Consider the following 21,865-nt stretch of genomic DNA (forward strand, 5'->3'; position numbering starts at 1 on the left):
ACTTATCCGAGCAGTTCCTTTACTTTGGCCGAGATGGCCCGTCCCTCTGCCAGTCCGGCGAGTTCTTTGGTTGCCACTCCCATCACTTTGCCCATATCTTTTCCGCCGGTAGCCCCTACGCGGGTGATGATGTCTTTCAGTCTGGCCTCCAGTTCCTCGGCCGAAAGCTGTTTCGGCAGGTAGGTTTCAATAACCCGTACCTGTGCCATTTCTTCTTCCGCCAGCTCCTGGCGTCCGGCCTGCATGTATCCTTCGGCAGAGTCTTTCCCTTGTTTCACCAGTTTCTGCATCAGTTTCAGTGCCGTTTCGTCGCTGAGCGTGTCGTTGGCTCCCGGAGCGGTTTTGGCTTCCAGAAAAACTTTCTTTACATTGCGCAAGGTTTCCAGTCTTACCTTGTCTTTTGCCTTCATGGCTTCCTTGATATCATTGCTGATCTGGTCAAATAAATCCATAGTGTTTTGAGTTTGTTTTAAAAAAATATTTTCTGTGGGTCGGAAGAGTCTTCGCTGCTACCCGATTCTGCGGGAGGCATTTCTTCTATGTTGGCTTTAGACTTGATGCTGTCCAGCGCCTTCTTGGTCCGGTTGTAGGTCGGCGTTGTTTCAACTACGCTGATGATGTCATCATTGTCCAGATCCTCTTGTGAGAATATGTAAATCTTGAGGTCTTTTTTTCTTCTGTCGTTTTCCAGCATGCCCTTGTAGACATTGGCCCGTCTGGTAGTGTTGCTGTCTTCCCTTTGCTGCTGTTCTGCCAGTCTTCTCTGTTCTTCCGCGCTGTGCTTTTGCGCAACGGCTTCCATGCCCGGCACGTCCTTTATTCCGAATCCTGTGGCAAGGATGGTAAATTTGATCTTGTCGCCCAGCTTTTCGTCGGTATAAAGTCCCCATTTGGTTTCGACATATCTCTCGAAGCGGCTCATGAACTCGTGGATTTCATCCATTTCGCCCATCATCAGTTCGCTGCTCGGGTTATAAGTGATCACGAAGAGCACTTTTTTTGAGTTGAAGATGTCGTTGTTGTTCAGCAGCGGGGAGTTGAGCGCATCGGTTATGGCCTGGCTGACCCGGTTCTCTCCTTCTCCGTATCCTGTGCTCATGATGGCCACGCCTCCGTCTTTCAGGACAGTTTGCACGTCGTTGAAGTCAAGGTTTATCTCACCCTTGAGCGTGATGATTTCCGCGATGCTCTTTGCAGCCACAGACAGCGTGTCATCGGCTTTCCCGAATGCGTTTTTCACGCTCAGGTCAGAGTACACGTGCCGCAGGCGTTCGTTGTTGATGACGAGCAGTGCGTCCACGTTTTTGCTCATTTCTTCCACGCCGTCGAGTGCCTGGTCGATTTTCCGGTATCCTTCAAACAGGAAAGGAATCGTGACGATGCCTACGGTAAGAATGCCCATATCCTTTGCGGTCTTGGCGATGACGGGAGCGGCTCCGGTTCCCGTACCTCCTCCCATTCCGGCCGTAATGAATGCCATGCGGCATCCGTCGCTCAGCATTTCCTTGATGTCGTCCATGCTTTCTTCGGCTGCAGCACGCCCTCTGTCAGGCTTGTTCCCGGCTCCCAAGCCTTCGCTTCCCAACTGGAGTTTGTGGAGGACGGGCGATTCGTTCAGAATCTGCTTGTCTGTGTTGCAGACTACGAATGTGACATCGTGTATGCCTTCTTTATACATGTGGTTGACAGCATTTCCTCCTCCGCCGCCAACGCCGATCACTTTGATTATATGTAGAAAATCCTTTTCAAAATCGAAAGGCACTCTTTTTTCTTCTGGCATAAGAATATCGTTTATTTAAAATCAATAATTGGTTAAATCATTCGTCCAACAAGTCTTTTGAGATTTTGTTGGCTCCGTCCGAAAACTTGTTGGCTCTGTCTTCCAGAAAGTCCTTCAGCTTGTCGACAAACGTTTTCGGCTTTTTGCTCATCTTCTTTTTCAGTTCGTCAATTTCCTCCTGCTTTTCGCTGACATTCATTTCGATGGCAAGTTCAAGCTGTTCTTGCGCCTTGTCATATTTGTTCTTGCTCAGGTATTTTCTGGTTTCTTCCAGCAGCGCTTCGCATTCTTTCACTTTTTGAAGGCGGAGAGCTTCTTCCTTTCTCTTTGCTTCTGCTTCCTTTCTTCTTCTTTCCTCTTCTTCCTGCCTCCTCTTTTCTTCCTCCATCTCCTGCTGGGATTTCAAGTCATTGCCTGTTCCGGAGAAGAGTTCTGCAGATTTCGTGGGATCGATTTTGCAGCAGTTGTCCTTTCCGGCAGAAAGCACTCCGATGATTGTGTTGCACGTGCCGTCGTTGGGGAGTTCTTCGCTGTTTTCCAGCGAAATCTTGCTTCCTTTGGCTATGCGGACCTTGTCGCTGTGCATCGTTTGTCTGAACGCTTCATCGATGTTGGGCATGTTGGCTCCTCCGCCTGTGATGACGATGCCGGCCAGCAGCTTGTCGCTGTAGTGCGAGAACTTGATCTGGTTTTCGACATTCAGGATGATTTCCTTGATACGCGCCTCGACGATTTCTTCCAGCTCTGCGGCCTTGATGCTCGTCTGGTCGTCCAGTGAGTAGGTGATGTCGTTTTTCTCGCCCTCTTTCGGAGCCTCTGTGTAGGCGCTCGCAAACCTCAGTTTCAGTTCTTCTGCGTCTTCTTCATCGATTTGCTTGTCGCTGCTGATATCTTTCGTCACGTTGTTGCTTCCCAGCGGGATTACGGCAAGATGCCGCAATATGTTGTTCTTGTATATGGCAACAGTTGTGGTTTCCGCTCCCAGGTCAACCAGTGCGCATCCCGAACGTCTTTCATCGCTGGTGAGTACAGCTTCTGCCGTTGCCACCGGCGAAATGATATATCCCGCGATTTCGCATTTGGCCAGCTTGAAGCATTGCTTTATTTTGTCTTTCAGCGTCCGCCGTGCGATGATGTTCAGGTAATGGCCTTCGATGCTGTCTGTAGAAATTCCCACGGGATCGATACGCAGTTCTTTCCCTATCAGGTATTCTTGAGGCACTACTTCCAGGATATCTTTGTCCGGCAGAGCCATTTCTCTGTTTGCCTTCATCATGGAGTCGGTGAGCGCCAATGAAATCTTCGTTTCATCGTTGAATTGTCTGAAGACGCGGTTTTCAACGCTGTACATTGATTTTCCTCCAATCCCTACATAAGCCTTCTTGATTGATGCGCCAAGCTGTTCTTCAAGGCTTCTGATGATTGATGTGAGGCATTGCAGGGTTTTGTCTGAATTATAGATGACACCTTTTCTTATACAGTCGGAAGAGTGTTCGCTGGCATGCGCGAGAATCTGAATGCATCCGTCGGCCCTTTTCCTTCCTGCCAGGCCGATGATTTTTGTTGATCCCAGTTCGATTGCTACTATAAAGTCTGTTACTGCCATATCTTATTTCTCTTTTTTTGTTCCGATAATCTGGTTTTTGAATTCTATGCTTATGCGCTGGTACTTATTCCAACCGACATGATTCAACGCTTTTTCATAAAACGTTTGCAATTTACTGAATTTTTTGTCATAATCTTCAGCTTTTCCTAAAAAAAGAATGTGGTTGCCTACTCTTGGCACAATTTCTATCTCTTTTTGCGGAGTAATGTTGATTTGTTCTACCTGCGCCTTCCAGAACGGGTTGTCCTGAAGGTATTTGCCGAGTGCAAAGAGTTCGCCTTTCGCAAACTTTTTGTCGATGAACCCTGTGGCTACAGCTACGTGCACCGGCTGGCTCAGGACAGACATGATTTCGCCTTTGTTGTCGATGTAGTAGTTGTCCCCATTGTCGCTCATTATGCGCAGCAGGGGTATGCGCTGCCTGATGTCAATATTGACTTTATTGCCTGATGTCAGATAGCATTGCGCTTCGCTGACGAACGGGTATTTTGCTATGGTTTCTTCAAGAAGTCGTACGTTGATGCTCCCTGCAGGTTTTCCCTGTGGCAGCAGTCTTTTAGATTTCAGCAGCTCTTCAATACCTTTTTTCGTGACAAAGTTATAGTTGACGCTGTCTTCCACAGTCAGTTCTATACCCTCGCAAATCTTGTCGTCCGGTTTGCGGTTGAACAGGGTAACAGCTACTACAATGTAGCATGAAACCGCCAGCATCACAAATATCAGAAGAATCCGTTTTATCATCTGTCTTTTAATAGTTCATAGATTTGTGGAACATAATTGTCGATATCGCCTGCTCCCAATGTGATGAGCACCTCAATCTTCCGGGCTTTCAGCACGTCAAGCAGTTCTTCTTTTGTACACATCGTCTTTTCTATGCCCGGACGCAGGTTGTCATAAATCAGTTTGCTGGTAACTCCGGGGAGAGGCTGCTCTCGGGCCGGATAGATATCAAGCAGAATCACCTCGTCGAGCAGAGAAAGACTGTCGGCAAACTCTTTGTAGAAGTCACGTGTGCGCGTATACAGGTGAGGCTGGAATACGGCTGTCACCTTTTTGTCGGGATAAAGCATCCTGACGGACTTTACGCTCTGGCTTATCTCGGCCGGATGATGAGCATAGTCGCTCAGAAATACAATCCTGTCATTCTTTATCTTGAAGTCGAATCTTCTGTCTACTCCTTTGAATCCGGGCATGGCAGCCTTTATTTCTTCAGCCGTTGCGCCTGCTATTTGTGCCAGCGCCATTGCTGCCACTCCATTTTCAATGTTTACATAAACCGGCACTCCAAGACGGATGTCTGCAATATTTCCCAAAGGGGATATGTAGTCGAACATGATTTCACCGTTCCCGATACGTATATTCTCGGCATGGAAATCTCCTTCTGTTGCCGAATAGGTATAAACCGTTACTCCCGGCTGTACGTCGGGTTGCAGGTCGATACCTTTCTTTATAATAAGACAGCCGTCTTTCCGGATAAGTGACGTGTATTTGCGAAAGCTTTCCAGATAAGCTTCATGCGTGCCATATATGTCCAGATGGTCAGAGTCGGTGGCAGTGATGACCGTTGCATACGGAGTAAGCCAATGGAAGGAGCGGTCGAATTCGTCGGCTTCAATTACAACGTATCTGCTGTCTGAAAGCAGAAGGTTTGTCCCGTAATTCTTTGATATGCCTCCCAGAAAGGCATTGCATCCCACATGTGAACGGTCTATGAGGTAAGCCGCCATGGTTGAAGTGGTTGTCTTCCCATGAGTGCCCGCCACACATATTCCTTTTTCGGTGCGGGTCAGCATTCCCAATACCTGTGCGCGTTTGTGGATTTCAAACTTGTTGTCTTGAAAATAACAGAGTTCTTTATGTTCTGCCGGTATGGCCGGAGTATAGACCACCAGGGTTGAAGATGTATCTCTGAAATCTTCAGGAATCAGCGATACGTTTTCTTCATAGTGGATATCTGCTCCTTCTTCCTGAAGTTTGTGCGTAAGCTCGCTTGGCGTTTTGTCGTAGCCGGCCACTTTCTTTCCTTTTGAAAGAAAGTATCTTACGAGTGCGCTCATTCCGATTCCGCCTGCACCGATGAAATATACCGCTTTTATTGAATTAATGTCCATGTTCTTCTTTATATTTTAATGCCAGTTTGCATACCTCTTCGGCTATGACATCCGCCGAATTTTTGAAAGCCAGCCTGGTGATGTTTGTACTAAGTCTTTTCAGGGTGTCCGGTTCGTTCACGGCGCGTATGGCCGTATCGATCAGTTTCTCTTCCGCTTCGCTGTCCTTTATGTAGAGGGCTGCTTCCTTGTTTACCAATGCCAGTGCATTTTTAGTCTGGTGATCCTCTGCCACATTGGGTGAGGGAACCAGTATAACCGGTTTCCCCAACAGACAAAATTCAGAAATAGATCCGGCTCCTGCACGGCTGATGACAAGATCAGCAGCAGAGTAGGCGGCGGCCATGTCTGATATGAAGTCTGTGGTATGCAGCATAGGCATGCTGCCGGCTTCTTTTACGGCAGCCTTGGCTTCTTCAATGTATATTTTGCCAGTCTGCCATATAAACTGTACATCTGACTGCCTGATTTTGTTCAAACTGTGCATGACGCAGTTGTTGATGGTGCGCGCTCCCAGGCTTCCTCCGACAATCAGGATTGTTTTCTTCTGCGGGTCCAGGCCGAACATGCGTGTGGCTTCGCTTTTGTTTATCTTTTCGTCAAGCAAGTTCTGCCGGACCGGATTTCCTGTCAGGATAATCTTGTCTTTTTCGAAGAAGCGTTCCATTCCTTCATAGGCGACGCATATTTTCTTCGCACTTTTTGCAAGAAGCTTGTTGGTAACGCCTGCATATGAGTTCTGTTCCTGTATTAAGGTCGGAATACCTGCTGCTGCGGCTGTCTTCAGCGTTGGTCCGCTTGCATACCCGCCGACGCCTACGGCTGCATCCGGCTTGAAGTCTTTGATGATCTTCTTTGCCATTCGTTGGCTTCGGAAAAGTTTGATGAGGACGCTGACGTTCTTCAGCAGATTCTTCCGGTTGAATCCGGCGACAGGCAGTCCGATAATCTTGTAGCCTGCAGCAGGGACACGTTGCATTTCCATTCTGCCTGATGCCCCTACGAAAAGAATTTCAGAGTCAGGGTGTTTCTTTCTGATGGCATTGGCTATTGATATTGCAGGGAAGATGTGTCCTCCTGTTCCTCCTCCGCTTACTATAATGCGCAAACTGTTCTTTTCCATAATTGTTGTATTATTCACTACAAATTTACAAAAAGAAGTTCGAATGTTCTTTAGACAATTGTATATTTATGCTTCAAACCGGCTGTCCGGCGTTTGCGTCCTGATTTTCCGGTGCTACAGGTTCCGCATTCTGCTCAGGCTGTATGCCGAGGGTTTGCTGTTCTTCTTTCAGCCTCTGCTGTTCGTTTGCATATTTGCTTATGCTGAGAATCATTCCTATATAGATACAGTTGATAAGGGTAGAAGTTCCTCCTTTGCTTATTAACGGCAGAGGCTGTCCGGTGACCGGCATGATTCCCACCGCAACCAGCATATTGAACAAAGCTTGTATGACAAGCAGTATGCCGATTCCCATGATAAGAAACATGTGATAAGGCTTGTCGCACTTGTTGGCGATCTTGCCGATTCGCATGAGCAGAAGAATATAAAGCAGGGCTACGAATGCTCCTCCTATCAGTCCCATCTCTTCGATGATAATGGCATAAATAAAATCGGAGTAGGCCTGCGACAAGAAATCACGCTGGACGCTGTTTCCCGGACCTTTCCCGAGGATGCTGCTTGTCGCGATTGCTATATTGGCATGTGCAACCTGTGCGTCATTGTTCAAGTCATATTGGGCAGCGGGAATCTGTTCGTTGTTTGAGAAGTCGCTGATACGTTCTTTCCATGTGATTGGGCGTTCGATGCCAATCGCTTTCCATGCGCTGGCGGGAACACACCAGATGACACTGAAGGCAAGAATAATTCCTATGATCCCGATGCCGGTCAGCTTAGCCATCTGTTTGAACGGGATTCGGGCTACAAGCATCAGAACATAAACAGATACCGCCAGCAGGACCGCTGTCGAAAGGTTTTCGGTGATGATCAGTGCACAAGTTCCTCCCGTAACGCCAAGAATGAATCTGAACGCTTTTTTGTCTTCTCCATTTTCTGTGTACATTTTGCTCAGAATGAATGCGACGGTAACGATGGTTGCCATCTTTCCCAGTTCCGACGGCTGAAATTGGATGATGCCCAGATCAATCCAGCGTTTGGCTCCATTGGTGGCGATTCCCATGATCAGCACGATGGCAAGCAATATCCATGAAATGGGGAGAAGTACAATAAATGTTTTGAACCATCTGCAAGGGATATTGTGGACGATCCATACCACAAAAACTCCGACCAGCAGCATGGTCAGATGATTCGTTATCGGTGCCCAGTGATCTCCGGTCTTGAAAGACAGGGTGCTTGACGCACTGAACACTTCGATAATCGAGATCAGGCACAAGAACAGGAAAATAATCCATACAGCCTTGTCGCCTTTGAAGAAATTCTTTAACAGATCCATTGTATTGTCAGTGATGTTTACAGGTTTCTAACACATTCCTTGAACTGTTCGCCCCGGTCTTCGTAGCTTTTGAACAGGTCGAAGCTTGCGCAGCACGGACTCAGCAGAACCGTTTCTCCCGGTTTTGCCATGCTGTAAGCGGCATCAACGGCATCTTTCATGCTTTGCACATCGGCTGTCGGCAGGCCGAAACTGTCGAAGAATGCGTGCAGTTTTTCGTTGTGAAGTCCCAGAAATATCAGTCCGGTGCATTTTTCTTTTACCAGATCTGCTATTTCGTTGTAATCGTTCCCTTTATCTTTTCCTCCAAGAATCAGAATTGTTTTAGTCTTCATGCTTTGAAGCGCATACCAGCATGAATTTACATTGGTGGCTTTGGAGTCGTTGATATAGTCTACCCCTCTAACCCGGGCCACCTTTTCCAGTCTGTGTTCAACCCCTTTGAAGTCTTTCAGCGCTTCGCGGATGCATTCTTTCCGGATGCCTGCGATGTTTGCGGAAATTCCTGCTGCCATTGAGTTGAACAGGTTGTGGGTTCCGGTCAAAGCCAGTTCCTCTTGCTCCATGTTGAATGCAATCGGCCGGGTGAAACAAACTTTGTTCTCTTCTGAAAAAGCAGCCAGTCCGTCTTCCTTCTTCTCTGCGAACGGGAAATAGCGTCCGTGTATGCCATATTTGTGCAGCTCGCGCTGTATGATAGGGTCATCGTTCCAGAATACAAATGCGTCGTCATCCGTCTGGTTTTGTATGATGCGGAACTTGGCATCCACGTAATTCTGCATCTCATAGTTGTAACGGTCCAGATGGTCGGGAGTTATGTTCATGAGCACGGCGATGTTGGCATGGAACTTATACATGTTGTCGAGCTGGAAGCTGCTTAGTTCAATTACATAGTAATCGTAGTTGCATTCAGCCACCTGGTATGCCAGACTTTGCCCAATGTTTCCTGCCAGTCCCACGTTCAGGCCCGCTTTCTTGAAGATATGATAAATCAGTGAGGTCGTAGTGGTTTTTCCGTTGCTTCCCGTGATGCAAATCATTTTGGCATCCGTGTATCTTCCGGCAAATTCTATTTCAGAGATGACAGGTATGCCCTTTGCTTTCAGTTTTAGAATTAGCGGCGCATCGTTCGGAATGCCCGGACTCTTGATCGCTTCATCCGCATTCAGAATCAGTTCCTCTGTGTGTCCGCCTTCTTCCCATGGGATGTTCCTTTCGTCAAGCATCTGCTTGTATTTGTCCTTGATGAGGGAAGCGTCGGAAACAAACGTTTCAAATCCTTTTTTCTGTGCCAGGACAGCGGCTCCTGTACCGCTTTCTCCGGCTCCTAATATGACAATTCTTTTTGCCATGGCTTTTTACCTTATCTTTAAAGTTATAATAGTTATCGCTGCCAGTACAATGGTTACAATCCAGAAGCGGACTGTAATTTTTGATTCGTGAAATACGCTTTGCGGGCGTGTGAACATATAGGTACAGTTCGGGTCAAGCTGCGCCATTGTTGTGCGGAAGTGATCGTGGATGGGCGTGCGCTTGAAGATGCGCTGTCTTTTTCCATGCTTCTTGCCGTACTGGAAATACTTTACTTGCAGAATGACTGAGAGATTCTCCACCAGAAAGACCCCGCAGAGAATCGGAATCAGCAGTTCTTTATGGATGATAATGGCGAAAACGGCTATAATGCCCCCAATGGTAAGGCTTCCGGTATCGCCCATGAACACTTGTGCTGGAAATGCATTGTACCATAAGAAACCGATCAGCGCCCCGATGAATGCGCAGATGAAGATAACCAGTTCTTCGCTGCCCGGGATGTACATGATATTCAGGTATTGCGCATATTCAATATGGCTTGATACATAAGCCAGTATGCCGAGCGTGACTCCCATGATGGCCGAATTTCCAGCCGCCATTCCGTCCATGCCATCGTTGAGATTGGCTCCGTTTGATACGGCTGTGACGACAAAGATTGTGACAAGTACGAATACAATCCACCCTGCAGCCTGTGTATGCTTTCCCATGAATCCCACGAAATCCGCATAATCCAGGTTGTTGTTCTTGAAGAACGGTATGGTCGTTTTCGTTGATTTTTCATCCTGGTTTTTATGCACAACGTCTACCACCCGTCCGTCTTGCTGTATCTCGATGTTTTCTCTGATCACCACATCGGGGCTCAAGTAGAGGGTGAGTCCGACAATCAGTCCCAGACCGACCTGTCCGATAATCTTGAATTTGCCGTGCAGACCTTCCTTGTCTTTCCGGAACACTTTGATGTAATCATCCAGAAATCCCAGCGTGCCGAGCCATATGGTGGTTATCAGCATCAGAATCATGTAGATGTTGTGGAGCTTGCCCAGCAGCAGGCATGGAATGAGTATGGCCACGATAATGATGATTCCTCCCATTGTAGGCACTCCCACCTTGTTGACGTTGAACGGATCAATGGATGCGTCACGTTGCGTTTCGGTGATCTGCTTCCTTTTCAGCATATTGATGAAATACTCTCCGAAGATTGCCGAAATCAGCAGGGCAAAGATGATTGCCATCAATGAACGGAATGACACGTAGCCGAACATACGCGCCCCCGGAAAATTGATCTGCTCCAGGTATTGAAATAAATAATATAGCATGTCTATCCAAAAATCGCTTTACCGTTAATACTTTTCGTTGCTGAAAATGTCTTTTAAAACCTCTTTGTCATCAAAGTGGTGCTTTACCCCCTTTATTTCCTGGTAATTCTCGTGTCCTTTTCCGGCAATCAGAATCACATCTCCGGGTTCCGACAGCATGCAGGCCGTGCGGATCGCTTCTTTTCTGTCGGCAATGCTGAGCACTTTTCTGCTGTCATCCTTGTCAAGGCCGGCCAGCATGTCGTTGATGATATCCTGAGGCTCCTCGAAACGCGGGTTGTCTGATGTAATGATGACCTTGTCGCTGCGTCTTGCCGATTCTTTTGCCATCAGCGGCCGTTTGCCTTTGTCGCGGTTTCCGCCCGCTCCTACGACGGTGATTACTTTTCCTCTTCCTCTGAGCACTTCGTGGATTGTGTCGAGGACATTTATCAGAGCGTCAGGCGTATGTGCATAGTCAACGATGGCGGTATATCCTTTGGGGGACCTCAATGCGTCAAACCGTCCGGAAACAGGATGGAGTGTGCTGAGCAGCAGCAATACGTCCTCAGGCTTCTTGCCCAGGATACAGGCAGCGCCGTAAACGGCCAGCAGGTTGGATGCATTGAAGCGTCCGATAAACTGCACGTTCACTTCGCGGTTATTGATGTCCATCAGCATGCCGTCAAATCCATCCTCAAGAACTTTGCCCTTGAAGTCGCAAAGCGTTCTGAGCGAATAGGAGTATACTTTTGCCTTTGTATTCTGAACCATGACCATACCGTTTCTGTCATCGGCATTTGTCAGGGCGAAAGCCGTTTTAGGCAATCCGTCGAAGAATGCCTTTTTTGCCTTCAGGTAGTTTTCGAATGTTTTGTGATAGTCCAGATGGTCGCGGGTGATGTTCGTGAAGATGCCTCCGGCGAACCGCAGCCCTCCGATACGTTTTTGGGCTATCGAGTGCGAGCTGACTTCCATGAAGGCATATTTGCAGCCTTCATCTGCCATGCGTCCCAGCAGTTTGTTCAGCGTGATAGGGTCGGGTGTCGTATGGTCGGTAGGTATGGCTTCTCCGTCGATATAATTGCATACCGTGGAGATAAGTCCGACCTTATAGCCGAATTTTCTGAACATATTATATAATAAGGTAGCGATTGTCGTTTTCCCGTTTGTTCCGGTTACGCCTATGAGGTCGAGTTTTGAGGTGGGATCGCCGAAGAAGTGAGTCGCCAGTTTCCCTACCGCCTCTTCGGTGTCGGCCACCTGGACATAAGTGACGTTGCTGTCCGGGGAATCAGGCAGATTTTCGCACACTACGGCCGATGCACCGTTTCCGACAGCTTTGGCTATATAGGCGTGGCCGTCTGTCTGCGTACCTTTGACGGCAACGAACAGATTGCCGGCCTTGACATTACGCGAATCTATTTCGATGCCTGTTATATCCTTTCCGGCATCTCCAAGTATTGTCTTTATCGTAATCGCTTTGAGGATCTCTTTCAGTTCCATTTCTTTAGTTTTTAAGTGTCAGTGTAATTGTTTGTCCTTTGCGCAAGTATGAGCCGGGCGCGATGCTTTGAGCCGTAACCTTTCCCATTCCCGAAAGCCGGACATGCAGGCCCTTGCTTTCGAGCAGGTAGACAGCGTCCTTTGCCCCCATTCCTTTTACGTCCGGGACAAGCTGTTTGTTGTAGGCCGTCTGTTTCAGGTCGGCGTAATTGGTGGTATTTACGGCTTTGCCCCATATAGGCGCATTGCTTGCAGGTATCGAGCTGCTGTTGCTGTTTATGTTCAGTGCCTGAAGCACTTGTGCGGCTTCACCTATATCTCCGTTTTTGATGTCGGGGATCAGGATTGCGGCAGAATCCTTTGCATTGCTCAGGTCAATGTACAGATGTTTGGCGTAGATCCGTTCGGCGATGCGGCTGAACACACTTCCTGCCTGTACGCCTCCCGAAGGATATCCGCCGGGATCTTCGATAGATACAATGCAGCTGTACTGAGGGTTTTCCGAAGGGAAGAAGCCGCAGAAGCTGACGAGATATTTGGTCTTTCCGCTTTTATACCCTTTGGTTCCTTGTGATATTTGCGCTGTTCCGGTTTTTCCAGACACATGAAACTGCTTGCTTCCGGCCTGTTTGGCAAGTCCTTCGGCAACCACTTTCTGCAGCATGGTCCGGATTTGCTCCAATGTCTTGTCGGAACAGATTTTCGGGTTGACGATCTCTGTCGGATATTCTTTGATGATTTCTCCGTCTTTTGATATAGCTTCCACGAACTTCGGCTTCACCATTACGCCGTTGTTGGCGATGGCATTGTAGAAGTTCAGCAGATAGATGGGCGGAAACATGGTTTCATAGCCGATACTCATCCATGGGAGAGTTGTCTTTGCGAAATAGCTTCTTTCTTTCGGTCCGCGTATGCGCGGGCTTGCTTCTCCCACGAATCCGAGATTCAGCGGCTTGTCGATGCTCATTCTTCTCAGTCCGTCGATAAACTTCTGCGGGTTGTTTCCGTAAAACCTGTCGATGATTGTCGATACGCCCACGTTCGACGAATATCCAAGGATGTGCGTGACATCGATTTTCCCGTATCCTCCATGATGCCAGTTCCAGTCCTTCATATTGCTTCCGTGCATGTTGACGATGCCGTTTCCCGTATCCACCACATAGTCGGGAGTGATATATCCGTCTTCGAGCGCCACCATGATGGAGGCCGTCTTGAAGGTTGATCCGGGTTCCATCAGGTTGCTTACCGCATCGTTTCTCATTTCATAATAACTGCCGTCATTGCCCCTGCGCATGTTGACGTTGGCTCTGACTTTCCCGGTAGCCACTTCCATGACAATGGCCACGCCGGATTGCGCGTTGAGGTTCTTCAGCTGGTCGACGAGTGCTTTCTCGGCGATATCCTGCATGTCTACGTCAATGGTGGTGATTATGTCGCATCCGTCTACGGGGGGGACATCCACAATGTCTACGTAGGTTCCTCTGACCTTTTGCCTGTGCATGGCACCATCCTTGCCTCTCAAGATAGAGTCGTAAGTAAGTTCAAGTCCGTTTTTTGCTCCCATGGTGGCATCTGCATACACGTCGCCGAGCGTGCGTGCGGCCAGCGAGCCGAAAGGCTTTTTCCGCTGGTTGTATGCCAGTTCGTGGAAGCCTCCCTTGTTCTTGTTCAGGTTGAATACGGGCAGCTTCTTCACTTCCTTGTATTCGATGTATGAGATCCGTTTCGGATAAAGCAAGTAGTTCCGGCTTTTCTTTTTCCTTCCGTTCAGGATGTGCCGTCTGAATTCTTTCGCGCTTTTGTCCGGAAATATCTGGTGCAGCCCTTCGCAGATTTCTGTCAGATGGTTCATGAGCGTCGAATCGTTTCCTGCGTTCTGCGCCGCCACAAAATCCATATAGATTCTGTATTCGGGCAGGCTGCTGGCCATCAGCTTTCCGTCGGACGAGATGATATTTCCCCTTGTGGGCGGAATCTTCTTGGTTTCGCTCACGTAGCGGTCGGCAACCTCCATCCAGTAGCCCTTTTCCGCGAACATGATGATTATGGCTTTGACTATGACGGTTATCACAAGAATCCCCATGATGAAGATGAACCCCGTGTAACGCAGCAATATCTTGTCTTTGTTGGATGTCATTTCTCTGAGTCTTTGATTAAGAACGGTGGTGTGGTTGATGTTTCAAGCGGTGTCCCTTCTGCCGTGATGTATTCTTCGATGCGCGACTGCCTGCTCCGTTCGGTCAGTTCGGACGAAACCGTGAGCGCATCATACTTTATATCGACCAGCTCTCTCTTCAGTTCGTCTATTTCGATCATTTCCTGCTGGCTGGAGTACCGGTTGTCGATGTACACGATGATGAACACCATGACCAGTATGACCAGCGTCGTTTGCCGGCGCATGATGCGTACGAGCAGCTCTCCGCCCATTACCGTTTTCCACGTAACGTGCAGGTCCTGCTTCTGCTGTGTCTTGTCGTCTTGTCTTTCCATGTCTTATAATTTTTCAGCAATTCTGAGTTTTGCGCTTCTTGAACGCGGGTTCCGGCCGGTTTCCTCTTCCGAAGGCGTTATCACTTTGTTGTTGATAAGCCTGAACGGAGTTTTCCGGTTTCCGAAGAAGTCCTGTTCAGCCTTTCCCTCCACGTTTCCGGTTTTCATGATGTTTTTCACCATGCGGTCCTCAAGCGAATGGTAAGTGATGACGGCCAGTCTTCCTCCCGGCTTCAGCGCGTCTGTGGCGGCATACAGCATTTCCTTAAGCGCCTCCATTTCCTGATTCACTTCTATGCGGAGTGCTTGAAACGCTTTGGCAAGCTCTTTCTTTTCTCTTTCCTTTCCGAAAAGCGGTCTGACGATTTCCAGGAAATCATTGATGGTGGCAATGTTTTTTCCCGCTCTTGCCTTGACCAGCGCTGCAGCCAGCTTGCGGCTGTTTTTCAGTTCGCCGTACAGGAAAAACAGATCGGCGAGGCGGTCCTCCTCGTAAGTGTTCACAATGTCGGAAGCCGTCATTCCCGCCCGCTTGTTCATCCGCATGTCGAGCTTTCCGTCGAAGCGGAAAGAAAATCCGCGTTCCGAATCGTCGAAATGATGCGATGAAACTCCCAGGTCGGCCAGAATGGCGTCTACTTCCGGCACGCCGTAATAGCGCAGGAAGTTGTGGAGGTAGCGGAAATTGCTCCGCACAAACGTGAAGCGCCCGTCGTTGATGATGTTCTTTTCAGCGTCGGCATCCTGGTCAAAACTGAACAGGCGGCTTCCTTCTCCCATATTCCGGAGAATCTCCTTTGAGTGCCCTCCTCCTCCGAAGGTTACGTCTACATAAATGCCGCCCGGATGAAGGTTCATGCCCTGTATGCTTTCATGCAGCAAGACAGGTATGTGGTAGGTTGGTTCTGTTCCGTCCATAGTTGCCGTTTTTGTCAATTTTCCACCTTATTATAGAATTGAGCCGTAAAATTAGGCATTTCTATACAATCGGGCACCATTTTTCAGCAAGAAATTTTCCGGAAGTTATCAACACCTTGTCAGTATCCGGACACATCCGTGCCTGGCGGCGGGAAGTGCTGCGGCGTGCCTGGAAATGGCATATTCTCCGGCCTGCGTGAGAGCTTCCCGTGCCGGGGCGACGGCTCGCTTTTTGTGTCCTGCATGTTACGGAAAAAAGAAAAACGATTTTTTTAGGCGTACAAACTGCATTTCTTGTAAGAAAAATGTGTGATTTTTCAAAGAGATGAGTTACATTTGCAGGGTAAATGAAAGAATATGGCTGAGAAATCAATGTTTTTGGTTGATATCGACAAGGTGGTGAGGGAGAAAGCCGGAAAGAAGGCCGATCGCATTCCCCGCTTTCTCATATCATATTTGAAACGGATTGTCCATCAAGATGAAATCAACGCTTTCCTGACGCGCGTGGCCGACAAGACCGGCGTTGACTTCCTGGAAGCCTGTGTGGAATACCTCGACATCAGGCTGGAAGTGGAAGGCATCGAGAATCTGCCCGCCGAAGGGTTGTGCACGTTCGTGTCGAACCATCCGCTGGGCGGGCAAGACGGCATCGCTTTGGGATATATTTTGGGGAAACATTATGGCGGCCGCATCAAATACTTGGTCAACGATCTGCTGATGAACCTGCATGGGCTGGCACCTCTCTGCATTCCGATCAACAAGACCGGGTCGCAGTCGCGCGATTTTCCGGCGATGGTAGAGGCGGGATTCCGTTCGGACGCGCATATCATCATGTTCCCGGCAGGCATCTGTTCGCGCAGGCAGCATGGGGTAATCAAGGACTTGCCGTGGAAAAAGACGTTTGTGACCAAGAGCGTGGAGGCGCATCGGGATGTGGTGCCTGTTCACTTCGAAGGCCGGAATTCCAATTTTTTCTACAACCTTGCCAACGCATGCAAGTTTCTGGGGATCAAGTTCAACATAGCCATGCTGTATCTGGCAGACGAAATGTATAAGAACCGTCACAAGACATTCCGGGTGGCTATCGGAAAACCGATACCGTGGCAGACCTTCGACAAGTCGAAAACGCCTGCCGAATGGGCCGACTATGTGCGTGAACTGGTATATAAACTTTGAATTAAGAGAGATAAAAAATATATGGAAGAAATTATTGCGCCGATTGACAAAGAGATTCTGAAATCGGAACTGACTGAAGATAAACGGTTGAGGTTCACGAACAAAAGCAACAACGAGATATACATTGTTACGTGGAAGAACGCGCCTAATGTCCTGAAAGAAATCGGACGTTTGAGAGAAATCGCTTTTCGTGCGGCCGGAGGCGGAACGGGCAAGCCGCTTGACCTGGACGAATACGACCTGATGGAGCATCCGTATCACCAGCTGATCGTGTGGAATCCCGAATCGGAAGAAATCCTCGGAGGATACCGCTATTTCCTTGGCGACGAGGTGGAGTTCGACGAAAAAGGAGAACCCATCCTGGCAACCGCACACATGTTTAAATTTTCGGAGAAGTTCCTGAAAGAATATCTTCCTGCTACAATCGAGCTGGGACGTTCGTTCGTGACGCTTGAGTATCAGTCAACCCGGGCCGGCTCGAAAGGCCTGTTCGCTCTCGACAATCTGTGGGACGGGCTGGGCGCTCTTACCGTGGTGATGCCCCACGTGAAATACCTGTTCGGCAAGATGACGATGTATCCGAGCTACAACCGTTTCGGCCGCGATATGATTCTGTATTTCCTGAAGAAGCATTTCGGTGACAAGGACGGACTGATCATTCCGGAAAACCCGATTCTGATAGAAACCGATCCGGAGATGCTCGAAAAGCTGTTCTGCCACAATTCCTTCAAGGAAGACTACAAGGTGCTCAACACCGAAATCCGGAAGCTGGGATACAACATCCCTCCCCTTGTGAATGCCTATATGGGCCTGTCGCCCACGATGCGCATGTTCGGCACGGCGATAAACGACGGTTTCGGAGATGTGGAGGAAACCGGCATCCTCATTGCGGTGGACGAGATTCTCGAAGAAAAGCGCGTGCGTCACATCGAATCCTTCATCAAGGAGCATCCCGAGGCGCTGGACATCACTTCTTCCTTCAACGCGATAGTGGGAAGAGTCAAAAAGTAAGCAAGTCTGCACACCCATATCCGTTTCAGGCGGTCTTTCCCGTTTTTCCGGGAGGGCCGCCTGAAATGCTTCATGCCCCGCCGGAAAGTTCCCGAAGCCGGCTCTATTTCTTCATTCCGCATTGTGGTTTCTATGTTTCACGTTGTGGAATGCAGAAACCGCAGTGTGAAATGTATATTCCACGTTGTGGAACAAAGAAACTCTTCCGGCATCTGGAGCTTCGTTCGGGCGTGAAATGAAAATTCTCATTTTCTCCCTTTCAATATTTCTGTTTCACCGAAGAAATGTTATCTTTGCGATTATTAATTTATTGGCAGAATCTTCGCTATGAAACGGAAAAATTTTATTAATTGGGCATTCTCTTTATGTCTGATGGGGCTGGCGGCTCCTGTATCCGCACAGGTGGTAAAGAACGAGCGGCTGTTCTCGTTCGAAGATGGAGTGCCGGCGCAAATGAAGGCTGAGGCTTCGTCGCTGGCCATCTCGGGTGTACATTATAAAGACGGTACGCATTCGCTCCGCTGGACTTACCAGCCCGGCGCGACACTGGCTCTGGAAAAAGATCTGAAGTTTGAGGAAAAAGATCCGACGGGAAAAGATACGTACCTGTCGGCTTTCATCGTATGGGTATATAACGAAAAGGCTGTCGACAAGAAGATTACCTTCCAGTTTCTGAAAGACGGAAAGGTATGCACCTCTTTCCCTTTCGGAATCAACTTTACCGGATGGCGCGCCGCCTGGGTCTGCTATGAGCGCGACATGGAGGGGAAGCCGGAAACGGGCATGGATGAACTTCGTGTGCAGGCTCCGGATGTGGCAGGCGAACTTTTCATCGACCATCTGATTACAGCGGTCAAAGTGGACGCCCGCCAGCAGGCCGCGGACGTGCAGGTGCCTTTCGTGCATAAGGGAACCACAAATCACTGGCTGGTTATCTATCCGCACTCGCTGTGGACTTCCGATCTGCCGCTGAACCCCGTGTCGGAGAAGGAAAAGGCTGACATGCATCTGATGGAGAAGCGTTTCCGCGACCTGGTCTATCTCCCGGGAAAAGTGAACCAGAAGCAGCTGGACAAAATCAGAAAGCAATACGGAAAATATCGCATCGTCTATAAGGACGGAAAGGTGAGCGGCATGCCGATCTTCATGGTGCGCCAGGCGGAGGCCTACGAACGTATGCTTCCCAACTGGGACAAGGATATGTTTACCAAGCTCGGCATGGAGATGAAGGCTTACTTTGACCTGATGAAGAATATCGCTACGGTTTATCTGAACGCCGAAGATCCGGAAATCAAGCAGGAAATGCGTGAGAAGTTCATGGCGATGTACGATCATATTACCGATCAGGGTGTGGCGTACGGGAGCTGCTGGGGAAACATCCATCATTACGGATACAGCGTGCGAAATCTTTACCTGTCTTATTTCCTGATGAAAGATGTCCTGCGTGAAGAGGGGCGTCTTCAGGAGGCTGAAGCCACGATGCGGTGGTATGCCATCACCAATGAGATTTATCCGAAGCCCGAAGGGAACGGCATTGACATGGATTCGTTCAATACCCAGACTTCGGGACGCATTGCGAGCATCCTGATGATGGAGGATACGCCCGAAAAGCTCCGTTACCTGCGCGCTTTCTCCCGTTGGATCGACTACGGATGCCGTCCGGCTCCCGGTCTGGCCGGTTCGTTCAAGAGCGACGGAGCCGCCTTCCACCATTGCAACAATTATCCGGCTTATGCGGTCGGAGGCCTTGACGGTGCTACCAATATGATTTATCTGATGAGCGGAACCACGTTTGCCGTGTCCGAACTGGCGCATCAGACGGTGAAGGATGTGCTGCTCGCCATGCGCTTTTATTGCAACCGTGTGCAGTTCCCGTTGTCCATGTCGGGACGGCACCCTAACGGAAAAGGCAAACTGATACCGGGACAATATGGCATGATGGCCATAGCGGGCACGCCCGATGGAAAACAGAAGTATGATCCGGAAATGGCGGCGGCCTATCTTCGCTTGTTGAACGCTCCGGATGTGAAGAGCGGCGAAGAGCCGGACTATCTTCCGAAGAAGATGACCGGAATGGAAAAGAAGATGAAGCGCGAACTGGCGGCCGCAGGCTTCAAGCCGGAGGCAGACCCGCAGGGAAATCTGGCTCTGGGCTACGGTTGTGTTTCCGTGCAGAGAAGAAGCAACTGGGCGGCGGTGGTAAGAGGCTCCTCGCGCTATCTGTGGAGCGCCGAGCATTATCTTGATGCCAATTTCTACGGACGCTACCTGGGATACGGAAGCATGCAGGTTCTGACGGCACGCCCCGGCCAGTATGTGACGTTTTCTTCAAGCGGATGGCAGGAGAACGGTTTCGACTGGAATCGCATTCCGGGCACTACTTCCATCCATCTGCCTTTTGACCAGTTGCGCGCAAAGGTGCTGAATGTGGATACATTCTCCGGATTTGAAGAAATGCTTTATTCTGACGAAGCTTTTGCCGGCGGACTTTCTCAGGAGCATGAAAACGGAAACTTCGGAATGGTTCTGCATGAGCATGACAAGTATAACGGTTCGCACCGCGCCCGCATTTCTTATCATTTCTTCGGCGACAAGATTGTGGCTCTCGGTTCTGACATCGAGAATGTGAACAAGGATTATCCGACGGAAACCACCGTGTTCCAGCTTGCAGCCATTACTCCCGAGGAGAAGGCTTACTGGGAAGGATATGCAGGAACCGGAAACATTTTCCTTGCACCGAACGGAGCGGGATATTATGTGAAGGGAAATACGAAGTTTGAAAAGAATTTTCCGCAGACTACGGTGGGAGAGCGCAGCGTGAAACCGACTTCCGGCGATTGGGTGTCGCTTGTGTTTGATCACGGAAAGGCTCCGAAAGGCGCATCGTATGAATATGCCGTGCTGCCTCAGACCGATCAGGCTTCGTTGGAAGCCTTTGCGAAGAAGCCGGCCTACAAGGTGCTCAAACGCGACCGCAACGCGCATATCGTGTCTTCTTCCGAAGAGAAGCTGACCTCATACGTGTTGTTTGAAACTCCGCGTGCGGCATTGCCGGGAGAATGGATTGAAAAGACCGACACTTGTTGCCTGGCCATGGTGAAGGAAACGGGCAAGCAACAGCTTCTGCTTACCGTCGCCCAGCCGGACTTGGCTCTATATCGCGGGCCGAGCGATGAGGCTTTCGACAACGAAGGCAAACGTATCGAGCGGAGCATTTATTCGCGTCCATGGAAATTCAACGAAAGTCAGGAGATTCCTGTAACCGTAACTTTGAAGGGCCATTGGGAGCTGGATACAGACCTGCAGAATGTGAAGGTCATTTCAGCAGACAGAAAGCATACGGTGTTGCAGTTTGTGTGCCGCGAAGGAAAAAGCTATGATGTGAAGCTGGTGAAGAAATAAGCAGAAAAAGAGCAGAGGCGCAAAGATGCGGAATGTCAGATTCCAGAATCTTTGTGCCTCTGCTTCTATAAAGGTTTCACGGAAAGGCTGGTCAGGCCATGTCTTCCAGCTGGTTTCCGTATTCCATTTCGCCTTGCACTACAAAGTAGACAGCTTCCGGGTCAAATGGGCCCATTCCGTCTTTCTTGGCCTCTTTCATGATGTAGTCCACTATCTCATCCTGGTCGATGTTGATATATCCCTCTTCATCTGGTTGTGCGTCCAGACATCCGCTGGTTGTGTAATAATCAACAATTACGTCGAGGATGTAATAAAGGTCGTCATCCGTAAACGAGTCCTTCATTTCTTGCGGAAGGTAGTTCTTGATGAATTCGATTGTCTTTTCATCATCTTCGTCTTCCAGCAAAAAATCGTTGTCCATGCCCATAATTATAGTTTGTTTTTAGTTGATAGAATTCGTTGCTTAGAGCAGAGCGTCCACCTTAGCCTGGAGAGCCGATTTGCCAGTTGCTCCCACCTGTTTGTCAACCACTTCACCGTTCTTGATGAAAACTACGGTTGGAATGCTGCGCACGCCGAAACGCGCGGGCAGATCGCTGTTCTCGTCTACATCGCATTTGCCGATGTTCACTTTGTCCTTGTATTCTTCTGCCAGTTCCTCGATGTAAGGAGCGATCTGGCGGCACGGACCGCACCATGTAGCCCAGAAATCAAGTACCACCGGTTTCCCTTCGGCTACGATTGCTTCAAAATTGTCATCTTTAATGTTCAATGCCATAACTGTATGTTTTAAAAAAGATTTTGTC

Annotated in this window: 18 protein-coding genes; 3 read left to right on the forward strand and 15 right to left on the reverse strand. The window is 49.0% G+C overall.

Going from position 1 to position 21,865, the window contains the following annotated elements; all coding sequences use genetic code 11:
• Positions 1 to 2 precede the first annotated feature (2 nt).
• The 13 genes from QUW60_RS07165 to rsmH form a co-directional block, all read right to left on the reverse strand.
• Positions 3 to 452, reverse strand: a complete 450-nt coding sequence (locus QUW60_RS07165) for a GatB/YqeY domain-containing protein (RefSeq protein ID WP_289559492.1) — start codon at positions 450 to 452, stop codon at positions 3 to 5.
• Between the two features lie 17 nt (positions 453 to 469).
• Complete coding sequence (gene ftsZ, locus QUW60_RS07170; RefSeq protein ID WP_258337221.1) at positions 470 to 1,780, reverse strand: cell division protein FtsZ; 1,311 nt, start codon at positions 1,778 to 1,780, stop codon at positions 470 to 472.
• 37 nt (positions 1,781 to 1,817) lie between these two features.
• Positions 1,818 to 3,386, reverse strand: a complete 1,569-nt coding sequence (gene ftsA, locus QUW60_RS07175; RefSeq protein WP_258337220.1) for a cell division protein FtsA — start codon at positions 3,384 to 3,386, stop codon at positions 1,818 to 1,820.
• 3 nt (positions 3,387 to 3,389) lie between these two features.
• A complete protein-coding gene (locus QUW60_RS07180) occupies positions 3,390 to 4,127 on the reverse strand; it encodes a cell division protein FtsQ/DivIB (protein WP_258337219.1) in 738 nt (245 codons plus the stop codon).
• Positions 4,124 to 5,497 carry a UDP-N-acetylmuramate--L-alanine ligase gene (murC, locus tag QUW60_RS07185; RefSeq protein WP_289559494.1) on the reverse strand — a complete coding sequence of 458 codons (1,374 nt, stop codon included), beginning with the start codon at positions 5,495 to 5,497 and terminating at the stop codon, positions 4,124 to 4,126. The genes QUW60_RS07180 and murC overlap by 4 nt, the downstream gene beginning before the upstream one ends.
• Positions 5,487 to 6,620 carry an undecaprenyldiphospho-muramoylpentapeptide beta-N-acetylglucosaminyltransferase gene (gene murG, locus QUW60_RS07190; protein ID WP_289559496.1) on the reverse strand — a complete coding sequence of 378 codons (1,134 nt, stop codon included), beginning with the start codon at positions 6,618 to 6,620 and terminating at the stop codon, positions 5,487 to 5,489. The genes murC and murG overlap by 11 nt, the downstream gene beginning before the upstream one ends.
• 73 nt (positions 6,621 to 6,693) lie before the next feature.
• Positions 6,694 to 7,950: an FtsW/RodA/SpoVE family cell cycle protein gene (locus QUW60_RS07195; protein ID WP_289559499.1), complete on the reverse strand. Its 1,257-nt coding sequence runs from the start codon at positions 7,948 to 7,950 to the stop codon at positions 6,694 to 6,696.
• A 17-nt stretch (positions 7,951 to 7,967) separates the two neighbouring features.
• The gene (gene murD / locus QUW60_RS07200; RefSeq protein ID WP_289559501.1) at positions 7,968 to 9,302 is read right to left on the reverse strand and encodes a UDP-N-acetylmuramoyl-L-alanine--D-glutamate ligase; all 1,335 of its coding nucleotides are present in this window, start codon (positions 9,300 to 9,302) and stop codon (positions 7,968 to 7,970) included.
• Positions 9,303 to 9,308: 6 nt separating this feature from the next.
• A complete protein-coding gene (gene mraY, locus QUW60_RS07205; RefSeq protein WP_258337214.1) occupies positions 9,309 to 10,577 on the reverse strand; it encodes a phospho-N-acetylmuramoyl-pentapeptide-transferase in 1,269 nt (422 codons plus the stop codon).
• Between the two features lie 24 nt (positions 10,578 to 10,601).
• A complete protein-coding gene (locus QUW60_RS07210) occupies positions 10,602 to 12,062 on the reverse strand; it encodes a UDP-N-acetylmuramoyl-L-alanyl-D-glutamate--2,6-diaminopimelate ligase (RefSeq protein WP_258337213.1) in 1,461 nt (486 codons plus the stop codon).
• Positions 12,063 to 12,066: 4 nt separating this feature from the next.
• The gene (locus tag QUW60_RS07215) at positions 12,067 to 14,199 is read right to left on the reverse strand and encodes a penicillin-binding transpeptidase domain-containing protein (protein WP_258337212.1); all 2,133 of its coding nucleotides are present in this window, start codon (positions 14,197 to 14,199) and stop codon (positions 12,067 to 12,069) included.
• Positions 14,196 to 14,552 carry an FtsL-like putative cell division protein gene (locus tag QUW60_RS07220; RefSeq protein ID WP_258337211.1) on the reverse strand — a complete coding sequence of 119 codons (357 nt, stop codon included), beginning with the start codon at positions 14,550 to 14,552 and terminating at the stop codon, positions 14,196 to 14,198. Before QUW60_RS07220 ends, QUW60_RS07215 begins: the two co-directional genes overlap by 4 nt.
• A 3-nt stretch (positions 14,553 to 14,555) precedes the next feature.
• Entirely contained in the window at positions 14,556 to 15,470 is a 915-nt protein-coding gene (gene rsmH, locus QUW60_RS07225; protein ID WP_289559505.1) for a 16S rRNA (cytosine(1402)-N(4))-methyltransferase RsmH, read from the reverse strand.
• Positions 15,471 to 15,827: 357 nt separating this feature from the next.
• Here rsmH and glsA point away from each other — a divergent pair, with 357 nt between their 5' ends.
• The 3 genes from glsA (at position 15,828) to QUW60_RS07240 (ending at position 21,059) form a co-directional block, all read left to right on the forward strand.
• Positions 15,828 to 16,646, forward strand: coding sequence for a lyso-glycine lipid O-acyltransferase GlsA (gene glsA / locus QUW60_RS07230; protein WP_258337209.1), 819 nt, complete (start codon positions 15,828 to 15,830; stop codon positions 16,644 to 16,646).
• A 21-nt stretch (positions 16,647 to 16,667) separates the two neighbouring features.
• On the forward strand, positions 16,668 to 17,657 hold the full coding sequence (gene glsB, locus QUW60_RS07235) for a glycine N(alpha)-acyltransferase GlsB (protein ID WP_258337208.1): 990 nt from the start codon (positions 16,668 to 16,670) through the stop codon (positions 17,655 to 17,657).
• 327 nt (positions 17,658 to 17,984) lie between these two features.
• On the forward strand, positions 17,985 to 21,059 hold the full coding sequence (locus QUW60_RS07240) for a chondroitinase family polysaccharide lyase (RefSeq protein ID WP_434736851.1): 3,075 nt from the start codon (positions 17,985 to 17,987) through the stop codon (positions 21,057 to 21,059).
• A gap of 91 nt (positions 21,060 to 21,150) precedes the next feature.
• On the opposite strand, the gene QUW60_RS07245 is transcribed toward QUW60_RS07240, so the two are convergent.
• Together QUW60_RS07245 and trxA are read right to left on the reverse strand one after the other, a co-directional pair.
• Positions 21,151 to 21,486, reverse strand: coding sequence for a hypothetical protein (locus QUW60_RS07245; RefSeq protein WP_289559508.1), 336 nt, complete (start codon positions 21,484 to 21,486; stop codon positions 21,151 to 21,153).
• Positions 21,487 to 21,522: 36 nt separating this feature from the next.
• Complete coding sequence (gene trxA / locus QUW60_RS07250; protein ID WP_258337206.1) at positions 21,523 to 21,837, reverse strand: thioredoxin; 315 nt, start codon at positions 21,835 to 21,837, stop codon at positions 21,523 to 21,525.
• Positions 21,838 to 21,865 lie beyond the last annotated feature (28 nt).

This window comes from Bacteroides gallinaceum, assembly GCF_030373775.1.
Taxonomy (GTDB): Bacteria; Bacteroidota; Bacteroidia; order Bacteroidales; family Bacteroidaceae; genus Phocaeicola; species Phocaeicola excrementipullorum.

Bases quoted from the DNA above. Each gene is read 5' to 3' on its own strand.
- QUW60_RS07195 (WP_289559499.1), bottom strand. From the start codon at position 7,950: ATGGATCTGTTAAAGAATTTCTTCAAAGGCGACAAGGCTGTATGGATT.
- murC (WP_289559494.1), bottom strand. From the start codon at position 5,497: ATGGACATTAATTCAATAAAAGCGGTATATTTCATCGGTGCAGGCGGA.
- murD (WP_289559501.1), bottom strand. From the start codon at position 9,302: ATGGCAAAAAGAATTGTCATATTAGGAGCCGGAGAAAGCGGTACAGGA.
- glsA (WP_258337209.1), top strand. From the start codon at position 15,828: ATGGCTGAGAAATCAATGTTTTTGGTTGATATCGACAAGGTGGTGAGG.
- trxA (WP_258337206.1), bottom strand. From the start codon at position 21,837: ATGGCATTGAACATTAAAGATGACAATTTTGAAGCAATCGTAGCCGAA.
- QUW60_RS07180 (WP_258337219.1), bottom strand. From the start codon at position 4,127: ATGATAAAACGGATTCTTCTGATATTTGTGATGCTGGCGGTTTCATGC.
- glsB (WP_258337208.1), top strand. From the start codon at position 16,668: ATGGAAGAAATTATTGCGCCGATTGACAAAGAGATTCTGAAATCGGAA.
- mraY (WP_258337214.1), bottom strand. From the start codon at position 10,577: ATGCTATATTATTTATTTCAATACCTGGAGCAGATCAATTTTCCGGGG.
- QUW60_RS07245 (WP_289559508.1), bottom strand. From the start codon at position 21,486: ATGGGCATGGACAACGATTTTTTGCTGGAAGACGAAGATGATGAAAAG.
- QUW60_RS07165 (WP_289559492.1), bottom strand. From the start codon at position 452: ATGGATTTATTTGACCAGATCAGCAATGATATCAAGGAAGCCATGAAG.
- ftsA (WP_258337220.1), bottom strand. From the start codon at position 3,386: ATGGCAGTAACAGACTTTATAGTAGCAATCGAACTGGGATCAACAAAA.
- QUW60_RS07220 (WP_258337211.1), bottom strand. From the start codon at position 14,552: ATGGAAAGACAAGACGACAAGACACAGCAGAAGCAGGACCTGCACGTT.
- QUW60_RS07240 (WP_434736851.1), top strand. From the start codon at position 17,985: ATGAAACGGAAAAATTTTATTAATTGGGCATTCTCTTTATGTCTGATG.
- QUW60_RS07215 (WP_258337212.1), bottom strand. From the start codon at position 14,199: ATGACATCCAACAAAGACAAGATATTGCTGCGTTACACGGGGTTCATC.
- QUW60_RS07210 (WP_258337213.1), bottom strand. From the start codon at position 12,062: ATGGAACTGAAAGAGATCCTCAAAGCGATTACGATAAAGACAATACTT.
- rsmH (WP_289559505.1), bottom strand. From the start codon at position 15,470: ATGGACGGAACAGAACCAACCTACCACATACCTGTCTTGCTGCATGAA.
- ftsZ (WP_258337221.1), bottom strand. From the start codon at position 1,780: ATGCCAGAAGAAAAAAGAGTGCCTTTCGATTTTGAAAAGGATTTTCTA.
- murG (WP_289559496.1), bottom strand. From the start codon at position 6,620: ATGGAAAAGAACAGTTTGCGCATTATAGTAAGCGGAGGAGGAACAGGA.